This is a genomic window from Sorangium sp. So ce693, assembly GCF_051521375.1.
Lineage (GTDB): Bacteria > Myxococcota_A > Polyangia > Polyangiales > Polyangiaceae > Sorangium > Sorangium atrum.
The window spans coordinates 6,522,449-6,548,819 of sequence record NZ_CP150347.1 but is presented as its reverse complement, the minus strand read 5'-3'; the positions used below and the strand labels follow the sequence as shown (position 1 = coordinate 6,548,819).

Here is a 26,371-nt window from a genome sequence, read left to right as displayed (position 1 = left end):
TCGCTCCACACCGTCGCGCATCCGCTGTCTTAAGGGACGACATGGTCTTACTTCACGTTCGAGAAGGTGCAGAAAAAGGACGAGCGTCCCGAAAATGCCTTGACACCCAAGCCGATTACAGTGAATATCCATCCTGCTAGACTCGGCATCTTCGGCGCCAGGGTTCGTTTGAGGGTTCGGCATGAAATGACTAGCATCTGTTCTTGAGTGCACATGCAATGTCATTCAAAATCAACGAGGTAGAAGTATGAGTAGGCGCACGACGAGTTTGGCTGTTGCTTCCCTGGCTGCCGCGTCTTTCATCTCGCTCGCTTCGGCTTCCGCGAGCGCGAAGGGCCCCGAGGACTGGGCGGTCGAGTTCATCGACAACGCTGTCGTCAACGAGTGGGGCAATGACCCCGATTGCTTCGTGAACTGGGACGACCCTGACCAGTCGAAGGCGTGGACCGGCTCGACCAAGGCCGCGTGCTTCTTCACGTTGTCGCTGCAGAAGGCGATGGGGTACACCCAGCAGGACATCTATGCGATGTGGGGCAAGAACAGCCCGACGTCCGATTACTATTTCCAGCTCGTCAAGACGAGCCCGAAGGTCGGCGCGACCCCTTCCGGGTTCGAGACGTTCTTCCGCCGTGTCGAACGGGCGGTCGACATCCAGAAGGGCGATGTCTTCACCATCGGCGAGGTGCGCGGCGAAACGGGCGTCACCTACGCCGGCCACACGATGATCATCACCGGCGCGCCGCAGGAGATCCTCCCGCAGATCAACCCCCGCTACTCGGGGACGAGGCAGTACGCCGTGCCGATCGCGGACTCGACCAGCTCGTCGCACGGGTGCTCCGAGGGCCAGTACAGGGACAGCCGGTGGAGCGGTCCGTGCACCGGTGGCTACATGGAGCCGGGCGCCGGGACGGGCTACGTGCGTGTGTACACCGACTCGCTCTCGGGCGTCCTGCTCGGCTACACGTGGAGCGTCACGTCGTCGACGACGAGCTACTACTCGCCCTCCACGCGCCCCTACCGGATCGGTAGGCTGTTCAAGCTGCCGGATCCGATCCCGACCGATCCGCCCCCGCCCCCTCCCTGATCGGCGGCGACGCTTTTCATGACCACGGCGCGCTGAGCTCGTCAGCGCCTGACCAGCGAAGCCCTTACCCCGCAGGCCGGGGTAGGGGCTTGCCCCTTTTTGTCGGCCGGCGCGTCGAGGTGCCGGCCTCGTCCGTCGCATCGTTTGCGTCCCTTGCGTCTGTTGCGTCCGTTGCTCCATCGCGGCGACCTCGGCTCAGGGGATCTCGACCTCGGCCCGGGCGAGCTCGACGATCTCGAGGCGTTCGAGCATCGCGTCGGTGACCAGCGGGCCGGTCGGCCGCAGGCCGCGCCGCGCCTGCTCCCGCTCGTACGCGGCGAAGGCGCGGATCAGGAACGGGGGAAACGCCCGGAAGAGCAGCCTCGCCTCGGCCCGGAGCGGGCCGCGCCGCTGGCCGGTGCGGAGATCGTAGGTGTACCGGATCGGCACGCCGGGCGGCACGGAGCGCGTATCGATGATCGCGTCCGGCCCTTTCACGACGCCGCGGCTCGCGTCCAGCGCGCCGACCGGAAAATAGGTCTCGAGAAAGGCGTTCTGCCCCGACAGGTTCGAGCCGCAAGCGCCCGTGTCCAGGTCGTAATCGCCGTCCGCGAACCGATCGGCGTGGTGCAGCCCCTGGCCGGGCCCGGCCTGGCAGGTGCCGTCCGCGGCCACGACGCCGATGCATCGGACACAGCGCAGAAAGCCGTTCTGAAAGTTGATGAGCCCCCGCCCCCGGAACGAGGTGCCGCCGAGCCGTGGGGATGGGGTCCAGAGGGGGACATCAGGCCCGTCGCGCACGTCCGCGCCGAACAACCCGCCTGGAGCACCCGCCGGTGCGAAGGGGCTGTTCGCGTCCGGATCGGTGGTCACCCGAGCGAACACCTTGTCTCTCAGATCCTCGCCGGCGCGGTCGATACGGCCGACCTCGTAGACCACGCGCCCCTCTCCATCCCTCACCACGAGGTGAACCCAGAACTCGCGCTCCTGGCTGAAGCCGGCCGGCACCTTGTGCCCGGCGCCGGTGTTCTCGATCTCGACCGGGATCTCGACGCGATCCCCGGCCGCGCCGGCGCGGCGCGCGGCGCCGAGCTCGAAGCGGAACGTGTGGCGGAGCAAGAGATCGCGGCGGCGGCGCGCGCCCGCCGGAATGCCGTGTACGTCGAGCGACGGCTCACCGATCAGCGCGTCGGGGAACTCGTCCGACAGCGGTACATCCACGCCGGAGAAGTAATGGGTCGCGACGTCCGCCGGAGCGGTCGAGTGATCCGCGATCCGGCCCCGCGGGCGCGCGCCAGGCCTCCGCGGGGCGAAGCGCGTGCCGGGCGGGCACTCGGGATCTCCCGGCGACGCCTGCGCGGCGCCCGCCGCCGGGGCCGCCTCGCAGACACCCGGGTAGGTGCTCATGTGGCAGTCCTGGCAGGTCGCTGCCGGGCGGCCCGCGCGCTCCTCGGACCTCGCCCAGTCCGACCACTCGGTGTAGGCGTTGCGCAGCCGCTTGAAGTGCTCGCCCCGCGCCGCGGCGAGGCTGTCGCTGCCGAAGAGGCGCACGTCGTGGCACGCCCCGCAGAACTCGCTGGAGCGCAGGTACGCCCTCGCGCTCGCCGACGGTCGACCGTGCACCACGGGCTCGATGGCGCCCGCCGATCCCGTCGGCTGGAGCGCGGCGCGCGGCGCCGCGCCCTGACCCGAGGGGAGCAGCAGCTCCTCGGGGCGGAGGTCGTAGCCGCTGTTGGCGATCCCGAACAGGCCGCGGCCGTCCTCAGGGCGCGCAGCGAAGACGGCGCCCGTCACGAAGGACGTCCACGTCGGGTTGCCCTGGTACCCGGCGCGCCCGCGCGGGCCGACCGGGCCGTGCACCTGATGGCAGAAGCTGCAGGAGATCCCCTCCAGGCCACGCCGGGTGAGCAGGTCGCGCACGGGGAGGCGCGCGCGGGGATCGCCGCCGGCGCGGCCATCCCACGCGGGCATGGTGGCGTCGAGGTTCTCCGCCGGGCTGTGGCAGTTCACGCACCAGTGCTCGCCGCCCGAGCCGGTCACCGCGACGCCGCTCCGCCCGTCGCGGCAGGCGCGCGCGGGATCGGCCTTGCGCAGGATGCCCGCGCCGTTCGGGCAGTCGACGGTGCGGCCCACCTGCTCCTCGATGAGGCTCTCGAGCGCGTTGAAGAGCGGGCTCTTCACCGAGTGCGCCATCACCGAGCGGCGCCACTCCGCGGCCTGGCGGCCGTGGCACGCCGCGCAGTCCTCCGCCGCCGTCCGCGCCTGCGCGAGCGGCACGACCGGCGCGACGGCGATCGCGCGCGGCGCCGCTGGACCGGGCTCGCCCTGCGAGAGCGCCAGCGCGGCCGACGCGATCAGCGCGCCGGCGCCGAGGGGGGCGATCCGCCACAGCCGAGCCGCGGCGCCGGCTGGGCCGCGCGGCGGGTGGTGGTCGCCCGCGTCGCCCGGGCGCGCGCGCTCGCGCGGCGCGGGGCCGGTCCTCGCCGGGGTGGCCGCGCCAGCGCGGCGGGAGGTCCGGCCGGCGTGCACGGGAAGCGCCGGCGGGCGCTCGTCGAGGAACCCGCTCAGCGCATCGGCGATCTCCTCGGCACGCGGCGGCCGCTCCGACGGGTCCGGATGGAGCAGCCGCAGCACGTAGCCCTGCAGGCCCGCGGGGAGCGAGGTCGCGACGCCCTCGATGAACGGCGGCGGCTCCGCGCGAGCGGCCTCGCCGAGCGCGTGCCGCAGGCCAGCGCCAGCGAACGGGTGCTCTCCCGCGAGCAGGCGGTAGAGCACGAGCCCGAGCGCGTACCGGTTCGCGGCGCTGTCCCAGATCGCGCCGTCGGCCTGCGCGGGCGGCGTCCAGAGCGGCGGGATCTCCGAGGACACCCGCGCGCCCTCGCCGCGGGGCGCCGTGGCGGCGCCGCGGCTCGGCGACGCGCCGACGAGGGCGGCGACGAGCGCGCTCGCGGGCAGCGTGACGTGGCCCCCGTCGTCCACGAGGACCGCGTCGGGCGAGAGCGGACCGGGGAACAGGCTGGCCCGCTCGCACGCGGCGAGCGCGCGGGCGACCTGGATGGCGAGCCCGAGCGCCTCCTGGAAGGGAACGGGCCCGCGCCGCGCGCGCATCCAATCCGAGAGGGGCGCGCCCGCGAGCCGCCGCACGAGCCAGACGCGCGCGCCGTCCGGGCTCGCCGCGGCGGCGCGCTCGCCCTCGGCCGGCGAGGCGACGCCGCCGTCGATGAAGCCCCCGACGCCGGCGCTCCCGAGCGACAGGAGGCGCGCCGCGACGGCCTGGGGCTCGGGCCCTGCCGGAGCGGGAGCGTCCTGGTCCGCCCCGCCGAGCCGCCACAGCTCTTCGACTGCGCCTGCGCCGCAGCGCCATCGCGCGGCGCAGCCAACGGCCGGGAGGGGCGCGCCTTCCGTGTAGCCCGCTTGCTCCGGCGACGCCCGCATCACCGCGTCCCCTCCGGGGAGGCCGGGGTCGCGGTGCTGGCGGGCGGCTCCGGCGCGCCGTTCGTCGAGCGCAGCGCGCAGGTCCCGAGGCCCGCGAGCGCCGACAGCGTCACGATGATCGCGATCGCGAGCCTAATCGGGACGTCGCGCGGCCTGTCGATCTTCTCGACGAGCGCGATCGTATCGGCGCGAGGCGCGTCCGCTCCGCCGGTGACGCGCGCGGCGATCGGTGAGCTCGCGCGGTCGTGGTCCTCGGCGCGGTGCGGCGAGCTCACGCGGTCGCCGGCGCGATGCGTCGAGCTCGCGCGGTCGCGATCTCCGGTGCGATGCGGCGAGCTCGCGCGGTCGCGGTCGCCAGCGCGGTGCGGGGCGATCTCGCGGTCGTGGTCGCCGGCGTGGTGCGGCGCGCTCGTGCGGACGCGATCTCCGGCGCGGTGCGGCGCGCTCACCGCGGTCTGGAACGGCTCCAGCCGATCCACGATGTCCTGAGCGAGGTACGGCCGATCCTCGGGCGCCTTCTCGAGCAGCTGGAAGAGCAGCTGCTCGACGCCGCGGGGCAGCCCGCTCCGCACCTCGTCGCTGAGCGGCGGCGGCTCTGCCGTGCACTGCAGGTTGAGCAGCTCCCGCGGCGAGGCCGACTGGAACGGCGGGCTGCCGGAGAGCGCCTCGTACAGGATGAGCCCGAGGCAGTAGAGATCCGAGCGGTGATCGATGGATCGCGCGTCGATCTGCTCCGGGCTCATGTACTGGAGGGTGCCGACGCTCTGCGTGTTGGTCTGGTTCATCGCCTCCACGACCTTGGCGATGCCGAAGTCCATCACCTTCACGCCGCCGTCCCGCTGCACCATGATGTTCTCGGGCTTGAGATCGCGGTGGATCACGGGCGGCTGCTGCCCGTGGGCCGCCGCGAGGGCGCTCGCCACGCTGGCGGTGATCCGCACAGCTTCCGGCCAGGGGAGGCGGCCGGCGGCGCCAAGGACGGACCGCATCGTCTGGCCGTCCAGGTACTCGAGCACCATCACGAGCTCGCCGGAGGCCTCGATGCTGGCGAGGCTCCGGACGATGTTCGGGTGCTCGAGGTGGGCGAGGATCTGCATCTCGTTCAGGAAGAGCCGGCGCCCCTGCTCGCTCCGGGCGAGCTCGGGACGGAGCACCTTCAGCGCGACGCGCCGGCGGGACAGGCGCTCCTCGCCCTCGTAGACCTTGCCCATCCCGCCCTCGCCGACGAGGCGTCGAACGAGGTACTCGCCGATCTGATCCATGCGCGCCGTCTCCTCTCCCTGGCCGGGGCGTCTCTTCTACGTGCGAGCAAGGCCGAGGGCTTACACCTGAGCCTGGGCTCGGATCGCGCCGGGTCCCTCCTGCGAGCGCAACGTCCCCCGTTCGGGCGGCTCGTCGCCCGAGGAGAGGATCGCGGTTCCCGGCCGCGCGGGGTATCGAAATCCTGCGCCTCGACGGAGGGCACGGTGGTAGAACCGCCTCCATGCTCCGACGCCGGGTGTCGTTCGCTCGAGCGGCGATGATGGCGCTCGCGGTCTCGGCCTGCTCGAGGACCCCGGCGGAGCCGGAGCCGCCGCCGGCCGTCTCCAGCGCGCCCGCCGCCGCGCGGCTCGCGTGGGACGTTCCGGGGAGCTGGGCCGCGCTCGACGTGCCGCGCGACGGCTCGCGCAAGGCCCTCTACAAGGTGCTGAGGGCGGCGAACGACAAGGAGGACGCCGAGGTGCAGGTCCTCTCGTTCGGTCTGGGGAGCAAAGGAGACGTCGACGCGCGCTTCGACGAGTGGTTCGCGCAGTTCGATGGCGACGTCGGGGCGAAGGCCAAACGCGCGTCGTTCGAGGTGCGCGGCATGCCGGTCGAGCTGGTCGAGGTGGCCGGCACCTACAAGATCGCGCTCGGGCCGCAGTCCGGCGCCCGCAAGCGATCGCCCGTGGAGATGGTGAAGGACGACTACCGGCTCATCGGCGCGGCGGTGAGGGCGCCGGATCGCGGAAACTGGTTCTTCAGGATCGTCGGCCCCGACGAGACCGTGCAGTCGGCGCGGTCGGCGTTCCGGAGCATGATCGAGTCCGCGCGGTGAGCGATCGAGAGGCCCAGAGGCCGCGCTGCCGTGCGCGCTGCGAGCGCGGCGCGCTGCGCTCGCAGCACGCGCCGAGCACATGATACGTTGCGCGCCATGGATGACCGAAAGCGAGAGGCGCGCACGCCGGCCGAGATCTTCCGTGTCGAGGCGGAGGCCGAGGCGGAGCAGAGCCGGCTCTGCGAGGAGAGCAAGCACCAGCTCGCCAACCGCTGCCCGGAGTGCGGCAGCCTCGGTAGCATGGAGCTGGTCGACGGGCTCATGCGCTGTATCGATTGCGACGAGGTGGTGGCCGCGACCCGCCAGCTGCCGGGCTTCGGCCGCCGCTGAATCCCTGTCGTGCCACCTCGCGACCTCCGCTGAAATCTCGATGAAATCTCGATAGATCCCGGTGGAAGTGAAAGTGGAAGTGGAAACCGCCGCTCGAGCCTCTGCCGGAACGAATCCGCCGGGCGTGGCGCTTTCCAGGTGATTTTCAGTCGAATCCATGACTATTCTGCGAATATTGGCGTTCTCGCGCCCGGTTCGGTTTTCGCCCCAGACGCGGTGCACGGAAGTCCACGCAGGTCAGCCGGCCGGGGCGTGAACAGCAGGACTGAAGTCTTGAAGGAGTTGGAGATGAAGCGGATCGCAGCGGACAGCTCGGACCACTCGTCGCGGGAGACAAGCCAGGGATCCCGGGCGAAGACGGCACGAGGCGCGAGCGGGGGCCTGCTCATCCTGATGATCGAAGACAGCGCGATCACCAGCTTCGGTACGACGCCAGAGGGCGAGTCGACCAACGGTCCGCGTCGGTCCCGTCCGAAGCACTGACCCGGAGCGCCGCGAGGCGCCTCGCGGACGTGGGCTCCCACCGGAGCGTTGGCACGCCGCGACGCGGTGCTGCCATACATCAGGAATTCCCTGATGAAATCTCGGAACCTCGAGATGGTTGCGCCCCGGACCCCACGTCCAGCGTGCGGCGACGATCCCTCGTGAGTCCGGCGCGGGCCGCGGGGCCGCTGGCCGTCGGGTTGCCGTTTTTTCGCCCCCTCTGCTGAATCGTGGCACCTCGTCGGTGTGGACACCCGGGGAACGACACGGAAAACCATGGTCCTGGCGCTCGCCGCCGCCGCTCTCGGCGGGGCGGGGCTCGGTTGCAGCGATCCGAGCGAGGCGATCGCGCGGATCTCCCGGGAAGAGCTTCCCGCGCTGAACCGCCTGGCAGAGGGGAGGCCGGGCGGCGGGGCCGAGGGGCAGGCGAGCGCGGACGCGGCGGGCGAGGCGCGACCGGACGCGGCCAAGGCCGCCGCGGGCGGCGCTGCCGCGGAGGAGGGCCGCAGCGACGCGGCGGACGCGTCGCCCGCCCGCGGCCCGGCACGGGAGCGTCGCCGCAGGTCGGGGTCGGCTCAGGAGGGGCGCACGGCCGCCGGTGCAGCGCAGGGCGGCGTGGGAGAGGGCGCCGCTCGAGCGCCCGAGCTCCAGGTGATGCGGCTCGTCGTCTCGAAGGGCATCGCCGGCCGCGAGCCGCTCGAGCCGGCGACCTCGTTCGCGAGCGCGGAGATCGACCGCCTCTACGCCTTCGTCGAGCTCTCGAACAAGGACCAGGCCACCTCGGAGATCAGCGTCACCTTCACGCCGTCCGATGGCAGCGCGCCCCTGCGCATCCCCCTCGCGGTCGGCGCGCAACGGCGCTTCCGTACGTGGGCTGCCACGCGGAAGGCGCGCTCGGCGGGGCTCTGGGCGGTGACGGTCAGCGACGCGGCGGGCAAGGAGCTCGCGCGCGCCTCGTTCACGATCACGAAGTAGGAGGCGCCCGTGGCTCGCATGTTGTGCTCGCGCTCTTCTGCTCTCCAGGGCGCTCGCCGCGCCGTCGTCATCGCCCTCGCGCTCGCTGCGGGCGGCTGCATCTCCCGGGCCGCGCCGGCGCCCGAGCTTGTCGGGACGCCACGCCCGCCTGTCACCGTCACCGCCCCCGGTGCGCAGGTGGGGTTCGCCTTCTGGGTGCCCGACGGACCCGCCGCCCGGGTGCTCTCGCTGCACGTCCAGGAGAACGACGAGGTCGAGCCCCCTGACGCCGAGCCCCCCGACGCCGAGCCCTCCGACGCCGAGCGGCCCGCGCGGGCTCCGGCGCCCGGCGCGGCGCCGGCGGAGGCCGACGAGGAGCGCCGCTACGTACTCCTGCCTGGCGTCGAGCTCGCGCCCGCCGTGGAGCAGAAGGTCGAGAAGATCGCGTCCGCCTACTTCCGGCGAACCGGAAAGGAGCTCGTGGTCACGAGCGGCACGCGGGATCCCGCGCGACAGGCCGAGGCGATGCACGAGCTCTTCCGGCACGGCGCCGACGTCCTCGGCCTCTACAAGGACAAGACGGCGGTGCGCGAGATCAAGAGCGCCTACGACGAGGAGCGCTCGGCCGAGCACCCGCCGGAGGCCATGATCGCCGCCCTCGAGCGGGTGATCCGCGCCCAGATCGATCGCGGGGTGTTCATCTCGGCGCACCTCCGGGAGGGCGCCGTCGACATCCGGAACCGGGACATGACGCCCGCGGAGAAGCGCGCCTTCCTCGAGGGGGTCGACGAGGTCGGGGGCGTGTTCGCGCTCGAGGAGTCGCGGCCGCCGCACTACCACCTGCAGATCGATTGAGCCCAGGAGGGCCCAGCGGCCCGCGCGGGGAGGCCGCCTGGCTGGCGGCTGCGCGTCACTCGTCGTTGAAGCGGACGATCTGTCCCGAGACGGAGTTCGTCCAGTAGACGCCGGTCCGGTCCGCGGCGATGCCGGTCGGGCCCTCTTGGTTCGCCGCGATCTCCTGCGGACCGCCGGCGCCGTCCTTGCGGAGCCGGTAGACGCTCTTTGCCTCCTTGACGGTGATGTAAAGGTAGTCCCCATACGTCGCGATGCCGGTAGGAGGGCTCGGCAGCTCTTTGTCGAGGAGGAGCCCTGCGACGTCTCCGTCCGCTCCGCTCCGCGAATACCGCATGACGTTGTTTCCGTGGAGCCAGTAGAGGTTGGCCTCATCCAGCACGAGCAGCCCCGGCGGTTCGAGCTCCGAGAAGAGCTCCTTCTCGGGGGCATCACCGCTGATGTCGATGACCGAGAGCGTCTTGTTCTTGGGATCGGTCCAGTAGACGAGGGAGCCGTCGATCGCGAGGTAGAGCGGCTCGCCGCCCGCCGTCAGGTTCGTTCGACTGCCGCCTTGCTTGGACACCGAGGTGATGCGGTTGGCGTTCGGCCGAGCGCTGTAGACGTTGTCGGCGCTCAGCGCGATCGCGCTCGCGGCGCCGCAGCTACCCCACAGCATCTCCCCGCCAGCAGCGGGAATCGGCGCTGCTTTCGGTAGCTTCAACAGCTTGTCTCGGGTATCCCCCTCGTCGGGGTTGCAGTCGCCTTCGAAGGCGGCGTCGGTGCTCGACCAGTAGATGTGAGTCGCGTCCAGCGCGATCGCGTCGGGCACCTCGTTGGAAGGCCCGAGCAGATCGACGACCTCCCAGTCATCCTTGATCTGCCTCCGGAGCGCGCCGCCCTTGGAGCTCCCCTGGCTCCCGTCGCTCCGCCCGCTGGTCCAGTAGATCGCCTCCTCGTCGAGCGCGATGGCGCGAGGCTCCGCCTGGTTCTCGGCGATCGTCATCAGCTGGATCACCTGGCGATCCTCGAGCCCCGCGATCTCCGCGCAGCCGTTGAGGCCCGGCGCGAGCGCAGCGAGCGCCAGCGTCACGGCAGAGCACTTCGAGCTTCGCATCACCAATGGCCTCCGAGCACCACGCGCCCCCCGTCCGAAGCGACGCTGGGCGCGACCCACACGCGCTCTACCGCGGCAGCCTGCTCCGGCGAACGAGGGGACATCAGCACCATCGCGACGCCGGCCCCGAGGCACACCAGCCCCGCGCCGATCGCGATGTTCGAGACCATCGCCTTCGTCCGGGCGCTCTCGTTCGCCTCGACGTCCGCGCGGCTGCAGCGGAAGCTGCCGCTGCACCCCTCCTCGACGTCCCCCGCTTTCTGTATCGTCAGCACGCCGAACACCGCCCCCACGCCGAGCCCGGCGATGCCGACGCCGCCAGCGACGAAGCCGAGCGTGCGCATCGGGTTGCCTGTCGCCTCGGGCCTCGCGGCCTCCGGACGGGCAGGCGGCGGGCGCGGCGGGGCAGGGGGAGCCGCCTTTGCCGCCTGAACGGCGACGTCCGCGAGCGGCGGGATGGCGACCCGCGTCGTGCTGGGCCCGGGGTCGAGCGTCACCCGCTGCGACCAGGGCTGCTTGCCCGGCGCCTTGGCCTCGATCGTCGCCGTGCCCGGATCCACGGGGATGCCGGAGCCCGCGGCCGCGGCGGCGCTCAGCTCCTTGCCGTTCAGCGTGATCGTCATCGCAGGAGCCGTCTGCGTCGCCTGCGCCGCGTCGAGGACGAGGCGCGTCAGCCTGGCCTCCAGCTCGGACGCGCGCTTGGCCGCGAACTGGGCGCGATCCTGCTGCCCGGCGCTCGCCGCGAGCGAGGACGCCTCCGTGAACTCGGCCCATGCGCTGGCCGTCTTGCCCTCTTTCTCGTGGCAAACCGCCAGGTTCAGCAGCGTCCCGACCGTTGGATCCACGCGCTGGCTCTCCGCGAGCTTCGGACAGGCCTCCTGGAGCTTGCCCTCGTCCATGAGCCTCTTGCCGTCCTGGAACAGCCCCTCGGCGAGCGCCTTGTCCGCCGCGGTCGGCTGCGCCAGGAGCGGTGAGGTCAGGCTGGTCCCACAGAGCAGCGCGAGCCATGCGCCCGCGTGTCGCGCTCGTAACGATCTCAATGGCGGCTCCTCAGCATCTCGTCCTCGCTGATCGACCTCGGCTGTCTCGGCGGGTGGCCCGGCTTGAGCGGCGCTCCGGAGGCGGTCGCCTTCGGGCGCGCGTCGGCCGCAGCGCTGCCCGTGGGAGCCGCGCTCGGCGCAGACGCCGGCGGCGCCGCCGGGCTCGACGCCTCGGTCGTTACGCTGGCGGTCGCCGCTGGAGCGCTCGGCGCTGCGGCGGGCGACTCGGGCCCGAGCGCGTCGGCCGCGGCGCGCTCGGGCTGGCGTGACACGGCGGCGCTCGGCGCCTGCGACGCCACCTGCACGCTCGCGACGAGCCACATGCCCGCCCCGGCCGCGCTGGCCACCAGCGCGGCCACGCCGGCGGCGACGAGCAGCCTGCGCCGCGAGCGGCGCCGGTTGCTCGTGTGCGACCATGACGCGCCGGACAGCCTGTCGCTGTCCTCGGCCGCCCGCGAGTTGAGCAACGTCTGTCCGGCCGGCGACGCCGCGCCGATCGCGCTCTGGATGCGCGAGGTCGAGAGCTTCGCGAAGCTCGACCCGAGCGGCTCGAGGGCCTGCGCGAGCTTGCCGACGTTGGCGTACCGCTCGCTCACGTCGCGCTCCAGGCAGCGCGAGACGATGCGCTCCAGCGTGGCGGGCGCGTCGCTGCGCTTGTCGCGCAGCCGCGGCACCGGCTGGTGCAGGATGTTCGCCATCACCGCGGCGACGGTCTCGCCCTGGAATGGCGGCTCGCCCGTCACCAGCGTGTAGAGCAGCACACCGAACGACCAGACGTCGGCGCGCCCGTCGACCGTCCTCGGCGCCATCATCTGCTCGGGCGACATGTACCCGGGCGAGCCCATCACCTGCTTCGTCGACGTGAGCCCCGGCTCCGCCGGCGAGTCGAGGCCTTGCCCCTTCGAGATGCCGAAATCGAGGACCTTGATGTGCCGTGTGCCGTCCGTGTGCTCGGCGAGGAACAGATTCGAAGGCTTGATGTCCCGGTGGACGACGCCGGCCGCGTGCGCCTCGGCCACGGCCTCGAGGGCCTGCAGTACGTAGTCGACAGCGTCCTGGATGGGCAGCGGACCGTGGGTATCGATGACCTGCTGGAGATCGAGCCCGGTCAGGAACTCCATCACCATGAAGGGCACGCCGGTCTCGGTGGTGCCGACGTCGAACACGCGCGCGACGTGCTCGCCCGACAGGCGCGCCGCCGTCCTCGCCTCCCGCAGGAAGCGCGTGACGGCCTCCTGGTTCGCGAGGGCGTCCTGGCGCAGGATCTTGATGGCGACCTTCTGGTCGAGATCCTCGTTGCGCGCCGCCAGTACGACGCCCATACCGCCGATGGCCACGACCCGCTCGACGCGGTACTTGGCTGCGATGAGCTCTCCCGGCTGGGCCAGCGGTGCGAGGAGCTGCGCGGTGCGGTCGGGGGTCACGGCTGGCGCTCAAGCCTACATGAACGGACTCGGTTTTCCGAGCGCTGCGCGAGGCCCAGCGCCCTTTGTCGCGCGCCCGCTGGTTTTGGAGCGCCGCGCGCTGCCCGTTCGGGCCCCGGGCGCGCTCCGGACGCCACGCACGCCACCGCGCCGCCACTCTCCTGCGGTTCGCCCGTCAACCGCGCGGCCCATCAACCACGCAGCCCATCAACCGCGCGGCCCATCAACCACGCGGGAACAGACCGTGCCTGCCCGCCGTCCGGAGCTCGTCCAGCCCGGCCTCCATGCGCGCGACGATCCTCGCGAATGCGCGCTCGACCTCGTCCGGGTCGCTCGCGGCCTCTCTCGGGAGCCCGAGGTGCAGCGGGCGGAGCACCCGCGTGTGGATCTTCACCGGCAGCGGCACATGGGGGATCGGGATGCCGACGATGAGCCCCCACGGCAGGGCGAGGCCGAGCGGCGCGACGTTCGAGCGCGCGAGCTCGGGGAGGCGGAGCCACCTGGCCAGTCTGCTCCCGTCCGTGGCGATGTAGAGGGATTGGTGCGCGCCCACGCTCACGATCGGCACGATCGGCACGCCCTCGCGGATGGCGAGCCGGACGAAGCCGCGGCGCCGGCCGAAGCGGATCGTGTACTGCGCCGAGGTCGGCTTGCACGCGTCGAGATCGCCGCCGGGGAAGACCAGCACCGCCGCGCCCCGGGCGAGCGCTCGCCGCCCGTTCTCCGGGCTCGCGGCGATGGCGCCGCAGGCGTTGAGCCAGGCCCCGGCCTTCGGGACGTTGAACGGGAGATCGTGCATCAGCCCGTAAGACAGCCGCGATGGCCCATAAAGGCGCCAGAACGCCGTCATGTGGCAGTACATATCGGGCATTCCCGTCATCGCGTTGTGGTTGCTCACGGCGAGGAAGGGGCCGTCGGGCAGCTGCTCTTCGAGCTCGGTCTCGCAGCGGAAGTAGTCGTCGTAGAGGAAGCCGAGCAGCGGGAGCACCCGGGCGATGAACGCCGGATCGCGCGCGTCGAGATCGTCCGGGCGGGCGCGCCCGCGGCCCTTGAGCGCGAACGCCGCGATCGCGTCCTTCACGAGGTCAAGGCTGGGGCGAGGCTCTCTCGGTAAGGTCAGCACCGTTCAGGGTGCCCTAGCGTGCGGCCGGACCGAGGGGAAGCGGTTCGTTCAGGTTGCCTATCGCGAGGCCACGGCGCGGGATCGCGTCGGTCACCGGCGGCGCTGCGCCTGCGCTCGCGCCGAACGTCCGCTGCGCGCCGTCTGCGCTCGCGCCGAACGTCCGCTGCGCGCCGCGCCGTCGGGCCGCTCCTGTGCGGGCCCGAGCGTCGCCGCCGGGTCGCTCACTCGACGTCGCGGCAGCACCGGAAGCCGGTCTCGTAGAAGCGAAACCCGTCCCCGTGTGCCGGGTTCGTGGAGCCGCACCGCGGCTTCGCGCCGCCGAAGCAGCCGGACCAGTAACAGCCCTTGAGGACGTGAGGATACTCGTTGACGTGGTATTGGGTGCGCACCACCCACTCCTCGACGCTCCCCGTCATGTCGTGGACGCCGAACGCGCTCGCGCACCCGGGTCGCGAGCCGCTCGGCTCGGCCTGGTACAGCGCCTGGACCTCGGCCAGCGCTCCATCCGAAGGCCAGGAGCTGAGCGCGCCCTCGTCGGGCGCTCTCCACGTCTTGTTGTCGTTGCAGCGCTCCGCTTCGTGGGTGTTCCCGTACGGATAGACGAACGCCTCGGGGCCCTGGCACGCCGTGTCCCACTCGTCCTCGGTGCAGAGCCGCTTTCCGCGCTCCTCGCACCAGGCGTGCGCCGAGACGGCGCTCTCCATGACGAGCGGCAGGGCGCCTTCCACGTTCGGCGCCTCGAAGCGATCGATGCAGTATCCCTCGACCTCCGCCATGTCGGGCGGGCAGGGCGCCGGTGGCGTCGAGTCGAGGGGGAAGTCCTGCTCGTCGGTTCCGCCGCTGCCGCCTTCTCCGGGGCCCCCGCCGTCGCCTGCGCCGCTGCCTCCGCCCGATGTCACGGAGGGTGACGAGGATGCCACGGAGGCCGACGAGGACGACGAGGACGACGACGACGACGCCGACGACGCCGCCGCCGCGCCCCCGCCGCCCGGGGCGTCGTCCATGCCGGCGCCGAGACCGCCGTTGCAGGCAGCGCTGAAGAGCGCCACGAGCCCTAGCAGCGAGGTGAGCCGAGCGGCGAGGGGGAGAGCTCCAGAGCGCATTGCGGGCTCCTCATCGAACAACGTGTCAGAGCGGCGGTCGCGCGTCGAGCGCGCGCCGCGCCTCCCGTGCTCCGCGCCCTGGTTCATCGCATCGGATCGTCCTCGACACAGACATTCGCCCTCCGCCTTCCTCCCTCATCGATCCTCGTGGCTCTCGGACGGAGTGCTCCCGCAGGGGACGGCAAGGCGCGACAGCGGTGCTCGGAAGCGAAAGCGCCGGGAAAAGCAGTTCGACCGTCGAGTCGCGACGGGGGTACCTTGAATGCCAGGAAGAGAAAATTCCAGGGCTATCCGCTTCGTTGGCGCCCTACCATCCTTTCCTCCCGGGATTCGGGTTCTGGGTTCCGGGTCGCGGGACCCGGCGCGGCGGAGCGACCCGCTAGAAGCGGAGCTTACAACGGAGGATCGCGCTCGGCGTGACACGCGCGGCGGTCAGCCGGCTCGCGCGCGCGTCGACGTGGACCTGGACCGCCACCGAGCCTGCGAGCGCGCGGCTCACCAGGTCGCGCGCGAGCAGCCCCACGGCGCCGGTCAGGTGCGACATCGCAGCAGAGCCGGCCAGGAGTGAGCATGGGATGGATCCAGACAGATCCATCGCGATCGCGGCGTCCGCGCCGCTGCGCTCGACGGTGCCCGTTCCTTTGAGCTTCAGCGCGCCGGCGGCGACCTCCACGCCGCTCAGCGCGACGCGCTGGCGGTCCGCCGAGATGCTCGCGTCCGCCTTGACGGTCGTGGTGTTGCCGAAGAGGAGCCCGTCGAGCTCCCTTGGGTGGGGCAGGGTGAAGCCCTTCACCGTGAGCGCGATCGGCCCTTCGAGCGGCGCCTCGGACAGGGCGGTCCGGTCCGCCCCATCCGCGAGCCGCAGCTCGAGCGTTCCGGCGACGATCATCGTCGAGGCGCCGACGTCGACGCCGAGGAGCGCGCCCACGGCGGAGAGCGGCGTCGGCGCGAGCTCGATCGAGGCGCTCGGCGAGGGGCGCGGGCGGAGCTCGGCCCTGAGCGGCGCGGAGACGAGGTCCTCGCCGCCGAAGCCGAGGGCGATCGAGGCTGCGCCGAGGGACCAGGCGATGTCGGTGCGCGCGATCTCCTTGCCGGCGACGAGCACGCGGGCCTGCTTCAGGACGCCGATCTCCGGCCGCGGCGTGCCGGGCGGCGCGGCAGCGCCCTCGACCGGGGCGGCCGCGCGCCGCTCGAGGGCGCCGTCGGCCAGCACGAGCACCTCCGGTCCGCCGTCGCGATCCCGGAGACCCAGGCGGAGGCGGCCCGTGGTGAGCGGCAGCGCCGCCGCGCGCGGGCCGTACTGCGCGACCCACGCCGGCAGATCCTCCAGGGCGTCGGTCCCCACGAGGGTGAGCTCGACGCCTTCCGTCGCGATCCGCGCGGGCGAGAGCCCGCGCAGCTCGATGGTGGCGCGCGCAACCGTGCCCGAGACCCCGCGCACCCCGAGGAGCGAGAAGCGGCCGTCGCGCAGGCGGATCGAGCGGAGATCGACGTCGATCACGCCAGGATCGAGCGCGACGCCGCGCGCGCGGGCCTCGGCGATGATGCGCCGGCGGAGCGCGGGCGGACCGAGCACGAGGACCGCGGCGACGGCGGCCCCGATGAGGGCGACGACCACGAGCGCCGCGATCAGGGCGCGGCGGCGCCGCCTGCCGCGCGCGCCGTGTGGCGCGCCGCCGCTCTCCCCAGGGGCGCGCGGCGCAGCGTTCTCGTCAGGGACGCGCGGCGCAGCGTTCTCGTCAGGGACGCGCGGCGCGCCAACGCTCTCGCCAGAGGCACGCGGCGCGGCGAGCGGCACCTCCGCGTCGGTGTCGGGGGAAGAGGCAGAGGAGGGGCGGGGGGAGGGCGCCACGAAGTGGGATCCCTGTAGCGTCGTTCGAGCGCCGTCGCGAGCGCTTCGCGCCGCTCAGCGCGCTTGCAGCCGAGCCCTCGCCTGCGCTACGGGTCACAGAGCCGCCTGTAGTCCGGTCCCCGGAGCCCGGTATGAAGATCACCATCATCGCGAGCGGGAGCGGAGGCAACGCCACGCTGTTCGCTTCCCGTGGCACGCGGGTCCTCGTGGATGCGGGCGTCGGGCCGCGGGTGCTCGAGCAGTGCCTCTCGGCGGCGGCCGCGGGCGGCGCGGACGGCGCGGACGGCAGGCTGCTGCCCGACGCGATCGTCATCACACACGCGCACGCCGACCATGTGGGCGTGGCCGCCAGGTACAACAAGAAGCACAAGATCCCGATCTACGCCTCGGAGGCGACCGCGCGCGCGGCGGAGCTCGGCGATCCAGAGCGCGTCCGGGGCTTCTCGTCGCGCGAGCCGTTCGCTGTCGGCGCGCTCACCTTCTCGCCGAAGCCGCTGCCGCACGACGCGGCGCAGGTCGCGCTCGTCGTCGACGACGGCGCGCGGCGGGCCGCGCTCGTGACGGATCTCGGCGAGGTCCCTCCGGGGCTCCTGGAGCACGTCGCCGGCTGCGATGTGGTGATGCTCGAGTCGAACTACGACCCCGGGTTGCTCGATGCCGGCCCGTACCCACAGCACCTCAAGCGCAGGATCCGCTCGGCGCGGGGCCACCTGTCGAACGCGCAGGCGTGCGAGCTGCTGGCGGCGCTGCCCGGCGGCACCCACACGGTCGCGCTGATGCACCTTTCGGAGGTCAACAACCGCCCGGACCTCGCGCTCGACGCCGCCCGTGACGCGCTCGTCGGCCGGCGCGCGCGCCTCGTCGCCGCGCCGCCTCGGGGGCCGCTCGTCCTCGACGCGGCGGCGCCGCCGCCGGCCCCTCCGCCCGGCGCGGCGCGCTCGTCGCTCGGGCCGCCGGCTGCCCCGCGCCAGCTCGGTCTGTTCACGGGGATGTAGATCGACGCGCCCTCCGAGGAGCCGCCGCTCGGGCGAGCGTCAGATCCCGTCGAGCCGCACCTTCTGGCCCGCGGCGACGCCGTGGCGCCGCGCCCAGCCGGCGTTCAGCTCGAGGACGTACGTCGACGGACAGCCGACGTCGAAGGTCGAGTCGTTGAGCGTCGGGGTGTTCTCCTCGATACCCACGATCGTACCGTCGCTGTCGATGAACAGCATGTCGAGCGGGATGCATGTGTTGTGCATCCAGAACGAGTGATTGGTCCGCTGCTGGAAGACGAAGATCATCCCGCGGTTCTCCCCCATGCTCGTCCTGTACATGAGGCCGCGCATGCGCTCTTGCTCTCTCCTGGCGATCTCGACGGTGACGTCGGGGGCCTTGGCCTCGAGGAAGGTCACCTTGCCGGTCGCGAGCTGGAACGGGCCGGTCGGGTCGTCGGGGCACGCCGGATCCGGGCCCGTGAGCCTCGGGGACGGTCGCTCCGGCGTCGACGGCGTCGGCTGGATGCAGCGCGCGGCTTCCCGCCCCCCGGTCGAGGCGGCCGGCGTCCCGGTCGAGGCGGGAGGCGTCCCGGTCGAGGCGGGAGGCGCAACGTTGCCCACGTTGCTGCTGGGCGTGAGCGGGAGGGGCTCGTCGACGCGGCGCTCGCATGCGCCAAGGGCGAGCCCGAGCAGCAGCGTGCCCAGGGCGGGAACGAGCGAGGCGAGCACGGCGGGAATGGCGAGCGAGGCGGACGTGGCGGACGTCGCGGAGGTGAACGGACGGGTCGCGAGGGCGCAGCGCGAGCTCATGCCGCTTCCTACCACGGCGACGCTCGTCCTTGACCGCTGGACCGCGACGCGGGAAATCGTCGCACGATGAACGCTCGAACCCTCGCCATTCAGTCCATCGCCGCCCTCGCCACGCTCTCGGCCCTCGCGGGATGTTCGAAGACCCCGGAGCCCACGGCCGAAGAAGCGCCGAAGCCGAAGACCACGCCTGCGTCGACGGGGCTGGCCGGAGGCAAGGCGGAGACGGCGGAGAAGGAGCGCCCTCAGCCGCAGAAGCGCAAGGTCACCGCGAAGCCGGTCGCCGAGGTCAAGCCCAGCGAGGACGACCCGGTCAAGGGCAAGTGGACGCTCGACGACGCCACCAAGGGGCTCCCGCCGGGCAAGACGTTGACCGCGTCGATCGAGACCGACCTCGGCACGCTGTCCTGCAAGCTGCTGGACGACAAGGCGCCGATCACCGTCGCCAACTTCGTCGGCCTGGCGCGAGGGATCAGGCCCTGGAAGACGCCGGAGGGGACATGGGAGAAGAAGCCCGCTTACGACGGGACGATCTTCCACCGCGTCATCAAGGGATTCATGATCCAGGGCGGTGACGCGAAGAAGAACGGCACCGGCGAGGCCGGTTACGTCATCCCCGACGAGGTCTGGGAGGACGGCAGCCACGATCGCGCGGGGCTCCTGTGCATGGCGAACCGCGGCAAGAACACGAACTCCGCGCAGTTCTTCATCACCGACGCGGCGGCGTTCCACCTCGACAACGGCTACACCATCTTCGGTGAGTGCGGGCCCGAGGAGCTCGTCCACAAGCTGGCCGGCGTCGAGGTCAAGGGCGAACGCCCGGTCACCCCGCCGGTCATCAAGAAGGTGACGATCACCCGGCAGTGATCGCGTCGGGGCGCCCCGCGCCGAGCCCGGGCTCCCGCCGCCCCGCGGCGAGGAGCCGAGCTCGGAGGGGACGCGCTCACGGGCAGTCGTTCTCTTCGCCGGGCGTCGGCGTGGACGCCACGGTGAAGCTGATGTCGAGCCACTCGCTCGTCTCGTCGTGCCCGCTGATGCCGTTGCCTTCGGTCAAGAGCTCGCCGAACTCGACATCGCTACAGCGGACCAGGCTCGCTCCGCTGCCGGCGGCAGCGGCCGGCCGCTGGCTGCCGCGCGCGGTGTCATCGGCATAACCGGCCTTGCCGGTCTTGTACGCCATCGCCGAGTTCCCCAGCTCCTCGCCCCAGATGACGTAATCGATGTCCTTGAGCGGGCTGCGCTCCGTGCCGTCCCACTCGAAGAGGATCACCATCTCTCCGCCGTCGGTGAGCAGCGCGCCCGATTGCGCCCCGAGGGCGCCGTTCGTCGGCGCGATCATGGGCGGCACGTCGTCCCCCCCGCAGGGGATGGGCGTCTCGTCCAGGGCGAAGTCGGCGCACCGCTGGTACTCGAGCTCGAAGCCGTCATCGCTCGCCAGCACGAGGCGTCCGCCCGCAGGAATCATGGTCCCGGGGGGGAACTGGACGAGGAAGTCCGTCCCTGCGCTGCCGGTCGGCGCCCAGGCGGTACCCGTGGTGATGGCATAATAAACGCTGTTGTCCGAAAGGTAGTAGTTGGTGAGGTCGATCTCGGCCTCGGTCGGGTTCCAGATCTCGATGAACTCGGCCGCTCCGGGTCTGACGACGATCTCCGAGATCAGCACGTGGCCGGCCGGCTCACCGGGGACCGCGCCCCCGCCGCCGTCTCCTCCGCCAGCGCCGCCGGCGCCGCCCGCGCCGCCTTCCCCGCCGGCGCCGGCCTCACCGCCGCCGCCGCCTTCGCCGGAGCTGCTCGCGGTGGTGCTGGAGGAGCTCGCTCCACCTCCTCCCGTCTCGTCGTCACCGCCGCACGCCATGAGGGGGGCGAGCGCCAGAGGGGGGGCTGCGAGGAGTGCGATGGTGAGCAGGTTGCGCGTGTGCATTGTTGAGAGATACATCAGAGTGCCGGCCAACAGGCAAGTGGGATTGCAGCCTGGGGGAAACGATCCACCGCTCGTCGTGGCGTCAGGACACTGCCATCGCTGTCAAATGCATGGCGGGCGCGCGAGGAATCGATAGCATGGCGACATGCGACGGCGCTCCTCGCTCCTCCTGACACTCCTCTGCGTACCGCTCCCTGGGCTCGGTCTCGCTGTCGGTTGCGGCCAGACAGTCATCGTGGACGATCCGTCCGCAGACGGCGGGGGCGGCGGCGAGGCCGGCGCTCCGCCGGTCCCGACCGGCGGGGGGGGCGGCTCCGACGCGGGGAGGGATCCGCTCGAAGAGTACGAAGACCCCGGCTGTCCTGACACCGAGCCGCCGGTCACCGATTTCGCGTGCGATCCGTACGACCAGTCGAGCGGCTTTTGCGCCCCGGGAGAGGGGTGCTTCATCTACGTGCAGTATCCGGACGAGCCGTGCGGGCAGGAGATCTACGGCGCGTACTGCGCGCCGGCCGGTCCAGGCCGGCAGGGCGATCCGTGCAGCGGCGGCAGCCAGTGCGGCGCCGGGTTCGCCTGCGTGGTGACCGGCTCGGGCACCCAGTGCGTCGAGCTCTGCGCGCTCAGCGGCGACGTCAACTGCGATCCCGGGTTCGTGTGCGAGCCGATCGACGTCGCGGGGATGGGCGGATGTCTGTGACGAGGTACGCCATGGGTCGGCGCGCGCGCCGGAAGGCGGCGCTGGCGGCGGCCCTGCTCGGGACGGTCCTTGCCGGCGGCTCGCTCTCGGGGGGGTGCGGGGCGCGGACCGGGCTGAACATCCCGCCGCCCGCGCCGGAGTGCGAGGTGGACGCCGACTGCCCCGGCGTCGAGGATCTCTGCAAGCCTGTGTTCTGCCAGCTCTTCGAGGCGGGGCAGCCCGACGGCGGCGCGGCGCCCTCGCCCGAGGGCGCGGCCCCGCGGCGCGGCGGGGAGTGCGTCGCGCTGGAGCCGGTGGACTGCGACGACGGCGACCCCTGCACCAAGGACACGTGCGAGAGCGCGACCGGGGCGTGCATCTACGGGCCGTCGACGCTCGACATCGACGGCGACGGCTTCCGCGCGGCGCTGCCCGGCACGATCCCCGGCGAGCCGCTCTCGTGCGGCGACGACTGCGACGACGCGAGCGCCGCGGCCTTCCCTGGGGGGATCGAGATCTGCGACGGCGTCGACAACGACTGCGACGGCACGGTCGACAACGGGGCTCGCTTCGTGCCGCTCGACACCGACGCGACCCGCATCTCGGGCGACATCGCGCCGGCCGGCGCCGGCGGGCTCGCCTGGAGCGGGACGTCTTACGCGTCGCTCTACACCGGGACCACGCAGGGCTTCAACGTGTACCGCTCGATGATCAGCATCGACGGGCAGCCGCTCGCGCCGGGCGAGGAGGTCATCACGCCGAAGAACGGCGACGCCTCCGGCGGGCCGATCGTGTGGGTCGGCGATCGGTACGGCGCCGCCTGGCAGGACCGGCGCGACGGCGACTACGAGGTGTACTTCTCCCTGCTCGACGAGGACGGCCAGAAGGTGGAGGGCGGCGATCGGCGGCTCTCGAAGGCGCCCGGCTTCTCCGTCAACGTGACGCTCACCTGGAACGACGCGGAGTTCATCCCCGTCTGGCAGGACGAGCGCAACGGCCTCTTCGATCTGTTCGCGCAGCGCATCGACATCGACGGCAACCTGATCGGCGACAACGTCCAGCTCACGGAGGCGTCGAACGGCCTCGGCAACGAGGCGCCGTCCGCGGCGGCCGGCCAGGGCGGCATCGGGGTCGCGTGGTCCACGGGCGACGCGGCCACGCATTTCATCCAGTTCCGGACGTTCACCGCCGAGCTCGATCCGCGCTCGGAGATCGTCACGCTGACGACCGGCGAGACCGACGCGGTCTATCCGACGGTGGTCTGGAACCGCGATCGCTACGTCATCGCGTGGTTCGACAAATCGGCGAGCCTCAAGGCCATCTATGCGGCGGCGGTCTCGGAGGACGGCCAGATCCTCACGCCGCCCACGCCCATCTCGGACCCTGGGCCCTTCCGCTCCAGGTACCCGTTCCTGCGCCCGCTCGGCGATCGGCTGCTCGCGATCTACTCGGACGACCGCGATCAGAACGACGGCTATGAGCTCTACGCGGTCACGGTCAACGCGGATCTCGTGCCGATCAGCGCGGAGCAGCGGCTCACCTTCGCGCCCCGCGACAGCATCGGCCCGGTCGCGACGTTCGGGCCGGAGGGCGACGTGGGCATCCTCTTCCGCGACGATCGCGAGGGCGGCGAGCACCACGTCTTCTTCACGCGCCTCGGGTGCATCGCGGGCGACTGAGGGCGGCCTCGCGGCCGAGCGCGGCGCGCCGGCTCGGCGCCCCGCTGGGCCGCGCTCAGTCCCGGGTCGGCTGGCGGCGCAGCCGGAACGGGCCGGCGCGGTGGACCTTGCCCGGGAGCGGGCGGCCGATGACCTGCTCGGCGACGTTCCCCGCCTCGATCAGCTTGTCGAGATCGACGCCGGTCCGGACGCCCATCCCGTGCAGCATGAACACGAGGTCCTCCGTCGCCATGTTGCCCGCCGCGCCCGGCGCGTAGGGGCAGCCGCCGACCCCCGCCACCGACGCGTCGAAGTCGCGCACCCCGAGCTCGAGGCCGACCAGGATGTTCGCGAGCGCCGTGCCGCGCGTGTCGTGCAGGTGCAGCGCGAACCGCTCGGGCGGCATCGCGTCGAGGAAGCGGCGGACGATGTCGTGCGTCTGCCGCGGGGTGCCGACGCCGATCGTGTCGCCGAGGGAGACCTGGTAGCAGCCGAGGTCGATGAGCCGCTCCGCGATGCGAACGACCCGGGCAGGGTCGACGTCGCCCTCGTACGGGCAGCCCCACACGGTCGAGACGTAGGCCCGCACGGCGAGGCCCGCCTCGCGCGCCGGAGGGACGATCTCCGAGAACACCGAGAGCGTGTCGTCGATCGACTTGTTGATGTTGGCGCGGTTGTGCGCCTCGCTCGAGCTCAGGAAGACGGCGATCTCGCGCAGGCCCACGGCGAGCGCGCGCTCGAGGCCGCGCGCGTTCGGGCACAGGGCGCTGAAGGTCACGCCCCGCTCGGCCGGGAGCGTCCGCGCGAGCTCCTCGGCGTCGGCGAGCTGCGGCACCCACTTCGGCGAGACGAAGCTCGTGATCTCGATCTTGCGGAGACCGGCGGCGACGAGCGCCGCGATGAGCCGCCGCTTGCCGTCGATCGGGATCATCGCCGCCTCGTTCTGGAGCCCGTCCCGCGGGCTCACCTCGAAGATCGAGACCTCGTCCGCGACGCGGGCGAAGAGCGGCGCCGAGGCGGCGGCGCGATCCGCGCTCTCGTGAGCGGCGGTGCCCTCGGCCATCGGAGGACCCTCGGCGCCGGAGCGGGGCAGCGTCAACCGCTCACCATCCGTAGCTGCCGGTTCGGCGCGGCCGGCGTGAAGGAGATCGGGTAGCTCCCGGAGAAGCACGCGTGGCAGTAGCTGTCCGCCGACGGCCGCGCGCCGGCGGCGTCCCCGGCGCGCACCTCGAGGGACCGCACGCTCTCGACGAGGCCCTCCAGCGACAGGTACCCGACGCTGTCGGCCGTCAGGTAGCTGGAGATCTCGTCCACCGAGTGGCTCGACGCGATGAGCTCCGACCGCGTCGGCGTGTCGATCCCGTAGTAGCAGGGCCAGCGCGTGGGCGGGCTCGAGATGCGGACGTGCACCTCGCGCGCGCCGGCGTCGCGGATCATCTTGACGATCTTCCGGCTCGTCGTCCCGCGGACGATCGAGTCGTCGATGACGACGACCCGCTTGCCCTCGATCACCGCCCGGTTCGGGTTGAGCTTGAGCCGGACGCCGAAGTGCCGGATCGACTGCTGCGGCTCGATGAACGTGCGGCCGACGTAGTGGCTGCGGATGAGCCCCATCTCGAAGGGGGCGCGCGCGCGGTCGGCGAAGCCGATCGCCGCCGGCACGCCCGAGTCGGGCACGGGGATCACGACGAGATCGTCGCCGGGCACGACCGGCTGCTCGGCGGCGAGGCGCCGGCCGAACGCCTTGCGGACCTCGTAGACGCTGACGCCCTGGAGGGTCGAGTCGGGCCGGGCGAAGTAGACGTGCTCGAAGATGCAGAGCTTGCGCTGCTCCTGCGCGAAGGGGAACTCGGAGCGCACGCCCTCGGCGCTGATGATCAGCATCTCGCCCGGCGCGACGTCGCGCACCTTGCGCGCGCCGATGAGGTCGAACGCCGTCGACTCGCTCGCGACCACGTGGGCGACGCCGCTCGCGCTCGCCATCTCGCCCAGGCAGAGCGGCCGGATCGCGCGCGGGTCGCGCACGGCGATGAGCTCGCGCTCGGTCAAGAAGAGCAGCGAGTAGGCGCCCTCCACCTCCATGAGCGCCTCCGCGATGCGATCGCGCAGCGCTTCCTTCTTGCTCATCGCGATGAGGTGGACGATCGACTCGGTGTCGCTCGCGGTCTGGTAGATCGAGCCGCGCGCCTCGAGCCGATCGCGCAGGGCCTCATGGTTCGTGAGGTTGCCGTTGTGCGCGACCGCCAGCGAGCCGCGCGCGTAGTCGACGCCCAGCGGCTGCGCGTTCTTCAGGTGCGAGCCGCCCGCGGTGGAGTAGCGGACGTGGCCGATGGCGCGCTCGCCGGGCAGCGTCGCGAGATCGGACGGAGCGAAGCCGGACTGCACCCGCCCCATGGCGCGGTGGCCGAAGAGGCGCTCCCCGTCGCTGCTGACGATACCCGCTGACTCCTGCCCTCGATGCTGGAGCGCGTGCAACCCGAGGTAGGTCATGTTGGCCGCCTCGGGGTGGCCAAAGATTCCGAACACACCGCACATGCCGCCTATCTAGTACGAAAACGGTGCATGACCCACCGTCATGGCGATCTCTCGTCAATGATGAGGCGGCCGAGCGCCGGCGCAGGCGGGAGGTGGACGCTGGTGCGAGATCGGAGCGCAGGCAGGCCTCGAGGCCGCTCCGGTTGAAAGGTAAGGCGGTTAACGAACATCCGGCGGGCACGGCGATGGTGCTTCGCCGGATTCCGCCGTGCCCCGCTGCTGGACAAGCGCCTCGCGCGGCGTCCAGGCGGCTCCCGTCATTTCGGGATGTTCCAGAGTTTCTCGATGATCTTGGTCTCCATGGCGTCGCCGTGACACGTGCCGCACTCCATGTCCTCCTTGTTCGCCCGGGAAACCTTGTTTTGGTACTCCTCCTCCATGAACGCCTGGAGGGCCTTCTTGTCCTTGCGGTTCAGGACGTGCTCGTTCCCGGCGTGGCAGCTGTCGCAGAAGAGGGTTCCGCCGCTCTCGCTGCGGAGCGGCGCCACGAAGTTGCGCCACATCTCGCGGGCGACCTTCATGTTCCGCGTCTCTTTCTTGAAGTCGCCCTCGACGTGGCAGCCCTCGCAGGTGTCGTAGCCGAGCGCCTTCTGGAGCAGCGGCATCACCTTCTTCTTCTGCCCCGCCGGGAGCTTCTCGAGCGCGGGGATCTTCTTGAGGTTGATCCCGATCTTCTTCAGATCCGCCTCGAACTTGGTCGCCTGGAGCGGCGTCGACTTGGCGGGAGCCGCGGGCTCCTCCTGGTGCTCTTGCGCCTCCGCGTCCTTCCCCGGCTTCGCGGGCTTCGCCCCCTCGGCGTCGGCGGTCGCCTTGCCCTCGTCCGGGCTCGACTCGCCGTCGAAGTCGTTCTTGTCCGCCGCCGTCTCGGGCGGCGGCGTGCTGGAGCCGCAGGCTCCTGCGAAGGCGCCCATCCAGAGCGCGAGGGCGAGCGCTGCGTGCTTCATTCTGGCTGCCATGGTCCTCCAAGG

Annotated in this window: 23 protein-coding genes; 10 read left to right on the top strand and 13 right to left on the bottom strand. The window is 72.0% G+C overall.

Annotated elements, in window-relative coordinates; genetic code table 11:
* The first annotated feature begins 268 nt into the window (after positions 1 to 268).
* A complete protein-coding gene (locus WMF14_RS24265) occupies positions 269 to 1,084 on the top strand; it encodes a hypothetical protein (protein WP_437804018.1) in 816 nt (271 codons plus the stop codon).
* A 195-nt stretch (positions 1,085 to 1,279) separates the two neighbouring features.
* Here the strand turns inward: WMF14_RS24265 and WMF14_RS24260 are convergent, their stop codons facing one another.
* Positions 1,280 to 4,498: a serine/threonine protein kinase gene (locus tag WMF14_RS24260; RefSeq protein ID WP_437804016.1), complete on the bottom strand. Its 3,219-nt coding sequence runs from the start codon at positions 4,496 to 4,498 to the stop codon at positions 1,280 to 1,282.
* Positions 4,498 to 5,760, bottom strand: coding sequence for a serine/threonine protein kinase (locus WMF14_RS24255; protein ID WP_437804014.1), 1,263 nt, complete (start codon positions 5,758 to 5,760; stop codon positions 4,498 to 4,500). Before WMF14_RS24255 ends, WMF14_RS24260 begins: the two co-directional genes overlap by 1 nt.
* A gap of 221 nt (positions 5,761 to 5,981) precedes the next feature.
* On the opposite strand from WMF14_RS24255, the gene WMF14_RS24250 reads away from it, so the two are divergent.
* From WMF14_RS24250 to WMF14_RS24230, 5 genes are all read left to right on the top strand, one after another.
* Positions 5,982 to 6,575: a hypothetical protein gene (locus WMF14_RS24250; RefSeq protein ID WP_437804012.1), complete on the top strand. Its 594-nt coding sequence runs from the start codon at positions 5,982 to 5,984 to the stop codon at positions 6,573 to 6,575.
* Positions 6,576 to 6,671: 96 nt separating this feature from the next.
* A complete protein-coding gene (locus WMF14_RS24245) occupies positions 6,672 to 6,905 on the top strand; it encodes a hypothetical protein (protein WP_012236968.1) in 234 nt (77 codons plus the stop codon).
* A gap of 288 nt (positions 6,906 to 7,193) precedes the next feature.
* A complete protein-coding gene (locus WMF14_RS24240; protein ID WP_437804010.1) occupies positions 7,194 to 7,388 on the top strand; it encodes a hypothetical protein in 195 nt (64 codons plus the stop codon).
* 276 nt (positions 7,389 to 7,664) lie between these two features.
* Entirely contained in the window at positions 7,665 to 8,363 is a 699-nt protein-coding gene (locus WMF14_RS24235) for a DUF2914 domain-containing protein (protein WP_437804009.1), read from the top strand.
* 18 nt (positions 8,364 to 8,381) lie between these two features.
* Entirely contained in the window at positions 8,382 to 9,197 is an 816-nt protein-coding gene (locus tag WMF14_RS24230; RefSeq protein ID WP_437804282.1) for a hypothetical protein, read from the top strand.
* Between the two features lie 55 nt (positions 9,198 to 9,252).
* Here WMF14_RS24230 and WMF14_RS24225 read toward each other — a convergent pair whose 3' ends face one another.
* The 6 genes from WMF14_RS24225 to WMF14_RS24200 form a co-directional block, all read right to left on the bottom strand.
* Positions 9,253 to 10,290 carry a hypothetical protein gene (locus WMF14_RS24225; protein ID WP_437804007.1) on the bottom strand — a complete coding sequence of 346 codons (1,038 nt, stop codon included), beginning with the start codon at positions 10,288 to 10,290 and terminating at the stop codon, positions 9,253 to 9,255.
* Entirely contained in the window at positions 10,290 to 11,330 is a 1,041-nt protein-coding gene (locus WMF14_RS24220) for a hypothetical protein (RefSeq protein WP_437804005.1), read from the bottom strand. Before WMF14_RS24220 ends, WMF14_RS24225 begins: the two co-directional genes overlap by 1 nt.
* Complete coding sequence (locus tag WMF14_RS24215; protein WP_437804003.1) at positions 11,327 to 12,754, bottom strand: serine/threonine-protein kinase; 1,428 nt, start codon at positions 12,752 to 12,754, stop codon at positions 11,327 to 11,329. Before WMF14_RS24215 ends, WMF14_RS24220 begins: the two co-directional genes overlap by 4 nt.
* Positions 12,755 to 12,977: 223 nt before the next feature.
* On the bottom strand, positions 12,978 to 13,835 hold the full coding sequence (locus WMF14_RS24210; RefSeq protein ID WP_437804001.1) for a 1-acyl-sn-glycerol-3-phosphate acyltransferase: 858 nt from the start codon (positions 13,833 to 13,835) through the stop codon (positions 12,978 to 12,980).
* A 263-nt stretch (positions 13,836 to 14,098) separates the two neighbouring features.
* A complete protein-coding gene (locus WMF14_RS24205) occupies positions 14,099 to 14,980 on the bottom strand; it encodes a formylglycine-generating enzyme family protein (RefSeq protein WP_437803999.1) in 882 nt (293 codons plus the stop codon).
* 379 nt (positions 14,981 to 15,359) lie between these two features.
* Complete coding sequence (locus WMF14_RS24200) at positions 15,360 to 16,832, bottom strand: hypothetical protein (RefSeq protein WP_437803997.1); 1,473 nt, start codon at positions 16,830 to 16,832, stop codon at positions 15,360 to 15,362.
* A gap of 131 nt (positions 16,833 to 16,963) precedes the next feature.
* Here WMF14_RS24200 and WMF14_RS24195 point away from each other — a divergent pair, with 131 nt between their 5' ends.
* The gene (locus WMF14_RS24195; RefSeq protein ID WP_437803995.1) at positions 16,964 to 17,827 is read left to right on the top strand and encodes an MBL fold metallo-hydrolase; all 864 of its coding nucleotides are present in this window, start codon (positions 16,964 to 16,966) and stop codon (positions 17,825 to 17,827) included.
* Positions 17,828 to 17,866: 39 nt separating this feature from the next.
* Here the strand turns inward: WMF14_RS24195 and WMF14_RS24190 are convergent, their stop codons facing one another.
* Positions 17,867 to 18,616, bottom strand: a complete 750-nt coding sequence (locus WMF14_RS24190) for a DUF192 domain-containing protein (RefSeq protein WP_437803993.1) — start codon at positions 18,614 to 18,616, stop codon at positions 17,867 to 17,869.
* A 66-nt stretch (positions 18,617 to 18,682) separates the two neighbouring features.
* Here WMF14_RS24190 and WMF14_RS24185 point away from each other — a divergent pair, with 66 nt between their 5' ends.
* A complete protein-coding gene (locus tag WMF14_RS24185) occupies positions 18,683 to 19,480 on the top strand; it encodes a peptidylprolyl isomerase (RefSeq protein WP_437803991.1) in 798 nt (265 codons plus the stop codon).
* Positions 19,481 to 19,556: 76 nt separating this feature from the next.
* Here the strand turns inward: WMF14_RS24185 and WMF14_RS24180 are convergent, their stop codons facing one another.
* Complete coding sequence (locus WMF14_RS24180; protein WP_272093158.1) at positions 19,557 to 20,534, bottom strand: lamin tail domain-containing protein; 978 nt, start codon at positions 20,532 to 20,534, stop codon at positions 19,557 to 19,559.
* A 145-nt stretch (positions 20,535 to 20,679) separates the two neighbouring features.
* Here WMF14_RS24180 and WMF14_RS24175 point away from each other — a divergent pair, with 145 nt between their 5' ends.
* Entirely contained in the window at positions 20,680 to 21,231 is a 552-nt protein-coding gene (locus tag WMF14_RS24175; RefSeq protein ID WP_272093156.1) for a hypothetical protein, read from the top strand.
* Positions 21,232 to 21,242: 11 nt separating this feature from the next.
* Entirely contained in the window at positions 21,243 to 22,889 is a 1,647-nt protein-coding gene (locus tag WMF14_RS24170; RefSeq protein WP_437803989.1) for a putative metal-binding motif-containing protein, read from the top strand.
* Positions 22,890 to 22,944: 55 nt separating this feature from the next.
* Here the strand turns inward: WMF14_RS24170 and WMF14_RS24165 are convergent, their stop codons facing one another.
* From WMF14_RS24165 to WMF14_RS24155, 3 genes are all read right to left on the bottom strand, one after another.
* Entirely contained in the window at positions 22,945 to 23,931 is a 987-nt protein-coding gene (locus WMF14_RS24165; RefSeq protein WP_272093153.1) for a hydroxymethylglutaryl-CoA lyase, read from the bottom strand.
* A 32-nt stretch (positions 23,932 to 23,963) separates the two neighbouring features.
* Positions 23,964 to 25,403 carry an amidophosphoribosyltransferase gene (gene purF / locus WMF14_RS24160; RefSeq protein ID WP_437803988.1) on the bottom strand — a complete coding sequence of 480 codons (1,440 nt, stop codon included), beginning with the start codon at positions 25,401 to 25,403 and terminating at the stop codon, positions 23,964 to 23,966.
* Between the two features lie 257 nt (positions 25,404 to 25,660).
* Entirely contained in the window at positions 25,661 to 26,359 is a 699-nt protein-coding gene (locus tag WMF14_RS24155) for a hypothetical protein (RefSeq protein WP_437803986.1), read from the bottom strand.
* Positions 26,360 to 26,371: the final 12 nt, after the last annotated feature.

Bases quoted from the DNA above. Each gene is read 5' to 3' on its own strand.
- WMF14_RS24235 (WP_437804009.1), top strand. From the start codon at position 7,665: ATGGTCCTGGCGCTCGCCGCCGCCGCTCTCGGCGGGGCGGGGCTCGGT.
- WMF14_RS24185 (WP_437803991.1), top strand. From the start codon at position 18,683: ATGAACGCTCGAACCCTCGCCATTCAGTCCATCGCCGCCCTCGCCACG.
- WMF14_RS24250 (WP_437804012.1), top strand. From the start codon at position 5,982: ATGCTCCGACGCCGGGTGTCGTTCGCTCGAGCGGCGATGATGGCGCTC.
- WMF14_RS24255 (WP_437804014.1), bottom strand. From the start codon at position 5,760: ATGGATCAGATCGGCGAGTACCTCGTTCGACGCCTCGTCGGCGAGGGC.
- WMF14_RS24175 (WP_272093156.1), top strand. From the start codon at position 20,680: ATGCGACGGCGCTCCTCGCTCCTCCTGACACTCCTCTGCGTACCGCTC.
- WMF14_RS24245 (WP_012236968.1), top strand. From the start codon at position 6,672: ATGGATGACCGAAAGCGAGAGGCGCGCACGCCGGCCGAGATCTTCCGT.
- WMF14_RS24190 (WP_437803993.1), bottom strand. From the start codon at position 18,616: ATGAGCTCGCGCTGCGCCCTCGCGACCCGTCCGTTCACCTCCGCGACG.
- WMF14_RS24240 (WP_437804010.1), top strand. From the start codon at position 7,194: ATGAAGCGGATCGCAGCGGACAGCTCGGACCACTCGTCGCGGGAGACA.
- WMF14_RS24195 (WP_437803995.1), top strand. From the start codon at position 16,964: ATGAAGATCACCATCATCGCGAGCGGGAGCGGAGGCAACGCCACGCTG.
- WMF14_RS24155 (WP_437803986.1), bottom strand. From the start codon at position 26,359: ATGGCAGCCAGAATGAAGCACGCAGCGCTCGCCCTCGCGCTCTGGATG.
- WMF14_RS24260 (WP_437804016.1), bottom strand. From the start codon at position 4,498: ATGCGGGCGTCGCCGGAGCAAGCGGGCTACACGGAAGGCGCGCCCCTC.
- WMF14_RS24230 (WP_437804282.1), top strand. From the start codon at position 8,382: ATGTTGTGCTCGCGCTCTTCTGCTCTCCAGGGCGCTCGCCGCGCCGTC.
- WMF14_RS24165 (WP_272093153.1), bottom strand. From the start codon at position 23,931: ATGGCCGAGGGCACCGCCGCTCACGAGAGCGCGGATCGCGCCGCCGCC.
- WMF14_RS24205 (WP_437803999.1), bottom strand. From the start codon at position 14,980: ATGCGCTCTGGAGCTCTCCCCCTCGCCGCTCGGCTCACCTCGCTGCTA.
- WMF14_RS24180 (WP_272093158.1), bottom strand. From the start codon at position 20,534: ATGCACACGCGCAACCTGCTCACCATCGCACTCCTCGCAGCCCCCCCT.
- WMF14_RS24170 (WP_437803989.1), top strand. From the start codon at position 21,243: ATGGGTCGGCGCGCGCGCCGGAAGGCGGCGCTGGCGGCGGCCCTGCTC.
- purF (WP_437803988.1), bottom strand. From the start codon at position 25,403: ATGTGCGGTGTGTTCGGAATCTTTGGCCACCCCGAGGCGGCCAACATG.
- WMF14_RS24225 (WP_437804007.1), bottom strand. From the start codon at position 10,290: ATGCGAAGCTCGAAGTGCTCTGCCGTGACGCTGGCGCTCGCTGCGCTC.